The sequence below is a fragment of the Fortiea sp. LEGE XX443 genome, assembly GCF_015206815.1.
Lineage (GTDB): Bacteria > Cyanobacteriota > Cyanobacteriia > Cyanobacteriales > Nostocaceae > Nostoc_B.
Genome location: NZ_JADEXZ010000136.1, coordinates 1 through 5,901, shown reverse-complemented (window position 1 = coordinate 5,901; position 5,901 = coordinate 1). Strand labels below are relative to the sequence as shown.

Below are 5,901 nucleotides of genomic sequence, written 5' to 3'. Positions count from 1 at the left end.
TATTTACCATCTTGCATGTGTCAGAAAATCAGTTACGTTCATTGGTTTGAGGAGATGATGTCATGCTGACTATTTTAGGCTTAATAGAGTTAGTGTAACTATATATGTAAATTTTTGTATCAGCATTTAACATTTCTGATTCACGGGTTATACTTTGTCCTTCGCACATCTGGACTGTCTCAAGTTATCAACCAAGGCAAAAAAACCAAACTAGTTTTAGACGAACAACGCCTCAAAATTTGGCAAGGCTTCAACCCAACTGAAAAATATTTCACACTCTTAGAATCCTGGCTACTTTGGGGAGAAGGCGAACTCTTAGGCGAATCTAGAGACATATATAGACCATTATTTCGCTGCTGCCAATTTTGGCGAGAAATTCCAGATGAAGGTTTAACCGTTAACAGTTACCAAGAACAAGATAAATTAGTTTATTATCCAGGCTTCCACAATCTTAGCCTGTTGCATTTATTTGGTTTTCTTGACCTCACTCCAGGAGAACCAAAACCCGCTAAAGGATGGCGTATCACTACTGTAAAACGTTGTCCTTGGGGAGATGCCATGATAGGTTTGCTCTCAGAAATTTATGATGAAATTGAACGACAGCCAGAAGATGAAGAAATATCTCTAGATTTCCACATCACCTTTGAAAAACTCAAACCATATCTCCAGCAATACTTTCCTGAATGGGAACAAACCTTAGTCATCGCCAACGGAGAGTTTAAGCAGGCAATTTATACTTTTAAAGTTACGCTATTAGATGCTTGGCGACGCATAGCTATTCCTAGCGACCTCAATTTGGATCAAGTGGCGGCCGCAGTTGTCGAAGCATTTGATTTTGACTTTGAACATCTTTATCGGTTTATTTACAAAGACCATATAGGACACATTTTTGAATTTACTCATCCCTTTGTTGATATTCCACCTAACACCAACGATTTTCGCTTAGGCGAATTACCGCTTGAGCTAGGAAATCATCTGCAATTCACCTTTGATTTACTGGATGAGTGGGAGTTTGATTTGCAGCTAGAAAATGTTGAGCCTGCCAATGCCAAAATGAAAAAGCCAAAGATTCTTGAATATCATGGCGAACCACCAGCACAGTATGGTGAAGAAGGAGAAGACGAGGATTAGCTTTACTGCGATGATGGGCTATCCTTTCACTTCTGTAACTGATTGAGTCTTATTCATCTTTTAGCAATTCTTATCTTTGGCTACCAAATTACATCAACAGGATACTGTGTGATTTTATTATCTACAGTAATTATGGGCATTTTTTCCACTTGACTTTGAGCAATAATAATTCGGTCAAAAGGGTCTTGATGTAAAGCAGGTAGATGGACGACTTGTAAAGCGTGATTCATTTGAATAGGCAAACTTTCAAATCGATTTATGGACAACCGACTGGGAATGTACGTTTCTGGTGGCTCTGGTAAATTTAATTTACCCAAACGAACTTTAATTACAATTTCCCATACGCTTGCAGCACTAAAAAATAAGTTATTCCCTGGGTCAGCAATTATATCTCTAGCTGTAGATGAGAGCCGGTTATCGTCAATAACCCACCAAATAAACGTATGGGTATCAAGTAATGCTCTCATGCTTCTGCATCTGTTGGGTTGATAAAAGCATTTAGCACCTCGTCGGGGAGAGGAGCATCAAAGTCTGGGGAAATTGTTACCTGACCACGGTCTAAACCTGGAATTCGAGGTAATTTCCGTTCCGCAATTGGGACTATACGCGCGATAGGAGTGCCTGCTTGAGAAATAATCACTTCTTCTCCTTCTAGCACTCGACGGAGTAGTTCAGCAAATTCAGCTTGACCCTCTGGGATTTCTAGGCTGTACATATCTAGTTAATGACAAGGATATTAATATCCTGGCATAGAGTTGTCATGGCGATCGCACATTAGAAACGTGTCAGAATTGACTATGCGATCGCTCTTATCTGTATTAGCCCTCTTCTGTCACTTTCCGGAATAAGCAAGTAGTAAATAAGTTAAATTATCCAGAAGCATAACCAGGTTTAAATTGATTCATTGCAGCAATTAAATGATTGAATCCTAGTAATAACTGTGAATTAGGGAAAATACCTAACCAGGGATAAATCAACCAAAATAGTAAGAGTGGTTGGATAATGAGACGCAGATTATTTAAAGTATTCTTCCATCCGTATTCATGGTTCCATTGTGGATGATTAGAAAAATAAAAAAGCAGGGGGTAAGGGAGCTCTTAGCAGGGGAGAAAAGCCACCTACAAGAGATGGGGTTTTAACCAAAGGTGAAAGGGAGCAAGGGAGCCTGAACGAAGTTCGGTTTGTACCTACAGTCCCCTCTTCTCCCTGCTCCCTGCCCCCTGCCTCTAATCAACATCACTATTTTCTTGTGTTTCAGTCTCAATTTGACGAGATTGATTTAAGCCTAAGAAGACTGGAGAATTTAAACTAATCATCGTGTAAACACAAAAAATAATCTCCCAGCACCTCTCAATATGTTGGAAATTGGTGAAACGGTAATCTGTCCAGCCTAGTTCCTGTTTACACTGCCGAAAACCATATTCTACCCAGGTTCTTAATCCATATAAGTCACCTAAAGTTTTTTTGAGATTACCTTGAAGATTTGTCATTACGAAAGAAGTTGAATTCTCTGGCATAGTTTCTGGGTCAGTAGTTATTTCCCAGTAAGTTATGGCTCTTTTTTTACCATAAATTATTTACTGACCAATCTGAATTGGCTAGAAAATGATGTAACGACTGGGCAGAGTTTATACTTACTACTTTCGCTATCTCTGGTAATGATTTTCTGGGAATTTGGGACATTATTCCCAGATGTAAATATTTGAAGCACTCATAATTTCTTACTTCTTTAAATAGGTCTTTATACTCTGCACAATATTCATCTATGGTGGCAACTGTTGGGTGAGCATCTCTTGCCAAATGTTTCAAGATTTGTAATTCTACATCCATTGCACTACTTACCTTTCAGGGTTTTCTTTTTTTATCCTTTTATTCAGAATACCCGGAAAGTGACAGAAGAGGGCTAATGGTCGGTTGCAGTTGCGGTTTAGATATAGGGGCGAGCGTTATTACCTTTCTACTGGTTTAGCAGATACGCCAAATAACCGGAAATTGGCTGAAATCAAGGCATCTGAGATTGAGAAAGATATACTCTGTGAGCGATCCGCTTGATCTGGAATACTTATCCTCGTAAAGCAGATTCACGATTCTACACTTACGCTGCTGAAAACTAAGCAGATAATCAGTATCTGTGTTCTTTGAAATCACTCCAGAAGCAATAGTACTTTTAGGGTTTCGTCAGACTCATTGGGGATTTAGTGTAGCAAACCTAGCGATCGCCTCTGCTGGTGTAAATATATATTTTGATTAGTAGTAGCCACAACATTCTTTTTCGGAAAATGCTAATTAAGCTGATCCCTAAAATTAGGGATGTTGATAGCTAAACATATTGTTACAATACTTAACATGTTCCATTCGACTGGTGGCTTTCTTCATGATGGTTAAGACACTTCCCCCAACTTCCCAACCGATTGAGGGCGAACTACAAATAACTGAAGTAGTATCAGGCAATGGTACAAAAGCTTTGGTTGTGGGTAGGGATAGCCCTTCACAGACATCGCCAGAACTTTTAGTACAAAAAACTGAATCTGACGCACTAAGTTACAATCCCGCAGAGATTCTCGCACATTACCAAAGCAGACCTCTACAAGTTTTGCAACGGATTGCTACGGTATTGCGACCAACTATTGCTTTTGCTTTTGGGTTGTGGTGGGACAGCAAGCGGGGAATTGCGCTTAAAAAAGACCGTCGTCGCGCCGTTCAACTCAGGGAATTGCTGACGAAATTAGGGCCGGCTTACATTAAGATTGGGCAAGCTTTGTCTACTAGACCGGATTTAGTACCTCCTGTTTACTTAGAAGAATTAACTAAGTTACAAGACCAATTACCGCCCTTCCCGAATGAAATTGCCTACCAGTTTATTAAAGAAGAACTAGGCGCACCACCAGAAGAAATTTACGCAGAACTCTCAGCGCAGCCCATTGCGGCTGCTTCCTTGGGACAAGTTTATAAAGGAAAATTAAAAACTGGCGAAGAAGTTGCAGTTAAAGTCCAACGCCCTGACTTAAGAGAACGGATTACCATTGACTTGTATATTTTGCGCCGTCTCGCCGCTTGGGTACAAAGTAAAGTCAAACGGGTACGCAGCGATTTAGTTGGGATTCTGGATGAATTAGGCGATCGCATTTTTGAAGAGATGGATTACATCCATGAAGGTGAAAATGCCGAGCGCTTTTTCCAATTGTACGGTCATATAAAAGATATCTACGTACCGAGAATTTATTGGGAATATACCAATCGTCGTGTACTGACGATGGAGTGGATAAATGGGACTAAATTAACCCAAACAGCAGAAATCAGCACTCAAGGGATAGATGCGCGTTATTTAATTGAAGTGGGTGTGCAGTGTTCTCTGCGTCAGCTGTTAGAACATGGGTTTTTCCACGCCGATCCGCACCCAGGGAATTTGTTAGCCACACCAGATGGTAAATTGGCTTACCTCGACTTTGGAATGATGAGCGAGATTCAACCACCCCAGCGCTATGGTTTAATTGAGGCGATCGTTCACGTTGTTAACCGTGATTTTGAAGGTTTAGCCCAAGATTACGTCAAACTAGACTTTCTTTCACCAGAAACAGACTTAACACCAATTATTCCAGCATTTGCCAGAGTATTTGCCGATGCTCAAGGTGCTAGTGTCGCCGAACTCAACATCAAAAGCATCACCGATGAATTATCAGCTTTGATGTACGAGTATCCTTTCCGCGTCCCTCCTTATTACGCTTTAATTATTCGCTCTCTTGTGACGCTGGAAGGTATAGCTATCTTTATAGATCCTAACTTCAAAGTTCTCAGTGAAGCTTATCCCTACGTTTCCAAACGCCTGTTAACCGATCCCGCTCCACAATTAAGAACGTCATTACGAGATTTACTATTCAAAGAAGGGAAATTCCGTTGGAATCGCTTAGAAAATTTGTTACGCAACGCTCGCAATAACGAAGACTACGACTTTAATCTAGTATTAAATCAAGGTTTAGACTTTCTCGCTTCCGAACGTGGTGCATTCATTCGTGACAAGTTGGTAGATGAATTCGTGAACGGAGTCAACGCCTTAAGTAAAAATGTTCTGCACAACTTTACTTATTTACTACGAGAACGGGTAGGTTTGACATCTGTCAACGAAACACCAGCGGCGACAGTAGAACAACAACAAACCTTAGAACATGTCAAAGGCATCTTGAAGATTTTACAAGAAACCCGTGGTTTTGACCCTGTACAGTTAGCGCCTCAATTGGCTCAATTATTAGTGAATCCTGATGTACAACGTTTGGGTCAGCAAATTGGAACTCGCTTAGTCCAAAAATCCATAGCACGTCTCATTCGGGAGCTATTAGCCGCAGAAGATATTGATGAAATTAGGAAGGTCATTTAGCTGAAGCAGCAGAATTGTATGGCAAGTTTCCATCAAAACCTCTAGAGTCTTCGAGCGTCGGTTGATTGTAGAGACGTTGCAATGCAACGTCTCTACAATCATTTTTGGTTTGTGAAAATTCTTATCTGAACTGTTTTGGCACAACTCTGAATCTGATTTTAAATAAGTAAAGCTAATGATTAATATAATCTTTACAAAATCCTGAGTACTTGATTAACTTTTGTAAAGTAGTGTAAATTATCTTCACAGGCAAAAACAAAACAGCCTGATTCATACATAAACAACAGCAATCATAAAAACATGACAGCAACCTTACAACAGCGCAGCAGCGCCAACGTATGGGATCGGTTTTGCGAGTGGATCACCAGCACCAACAACCGCCTATACATCGGCTGGTT

The 5,901-nt window shown here is 40.3% G+C and carries 4 protein-coding genes and 3 pseudogenes; 3 read left to right on the top strand and 4 right to left on the bottom strand.

The window, feature by feature from the left end; translation table 11 throughout:
• Positions 1-114 precede the first annotated feature (114 nt).
• On the top strand, positions 115-1,131 hold the full coding sequence (locus tag IQ259_RS26530; RefSeq protein WP_228014810.1) for a plasmid pRiA4b ORF-3 family protein: 1,017 nt from the start codon (positions 115-117) through the stop codon (positions 1,129-1,131).
• A gap of 80 nt (positions 1,132-1,211) precedes the next feature.
• Here the strand turns inward: IQ259_RS26530 and IQ259_RS26525 are convergent, their stop codons facing one another.
• From IQ259_RS26525 to IQ259_RS26510, 4 genes and pseudogenes are all read right to left on the bottom strand, one after another.
• On the bottom strand, positions 1,212-1,598 hold the full coding sequence (locus tag IQ259_RS26525; RefSeq protein ID WP_193888967.1) for a type II toxin-antitoxin system VapC family toxin: 387 nt from the start codon (positions 1,596-1,598) through the stop codon (positions 1,212-1,214).
• The gene (locus IQ259_RS26520; RefSeq protein WP_193888966.1) at positions 1,595-1,846 is read right to left on the bottom strand and encodes a type II toxin-antitoxin system Phd/YefM family antitoxin; all 252 of its coding nucleotides are present in this window, start codon (positions 1,844-1,846) and stop codon (positions 1,595-1,597) included. Before IQ259_RS26520 ends, IQ259_RS26525 begins: the two co-directional genes overlap by 4 nt.
• Positions 1,847-2,000: 154 nt before the next feature.
• Positions 2,001-2,201 (bottom strand): annotated as a pseudogene (locus IQ259_RS26515) (IS701 family transposase); the annotation flags it as partial.
• A 159-nt stretch (positions 2,202-2,360) separates the two neighbouring features.
• Positions 2,361-2,961: pseudogene (locus tag IQ259_RS26510) on the bottom strand (transposase); the annotation flags it as partial.
• 81 nt (positions 2,962-3,042) lie between these two features.
• On the opposite strand from IQ259_RS26510, the pseudogene IQ259_RS26505 reads away from it, so the two are divergent.
• Both IQ259_RS26505 and IQ259_RS26500 read left to right on the top strand, forming a co-directional pair.
• A pseudogene (locus IQ259_RS26505) lies at positions 3,043-3,183 on the top strand (Arm DNA-binding domain-containing protein); the annotation flags it as partial.
• A 322-nt stretch (positions 3,184-3,505) separates the two neighbouring features.
• Positions 3,506-5,503 carry an AarF/ABC1/UbiB kinase family protein gene (locus IQ259_RS26500; protein WP_193888965.1) on the top strand — a complete coding sequence of 666 codons (1,998 nt, stop codon included), beginning with the start codon at positions 3,506-3,508 and terminating at the stop codon, positions 5,501-5,503.
• The last annotated feature ends 398 nt before the right edge of the window (positions 5,504-5,901 follow it).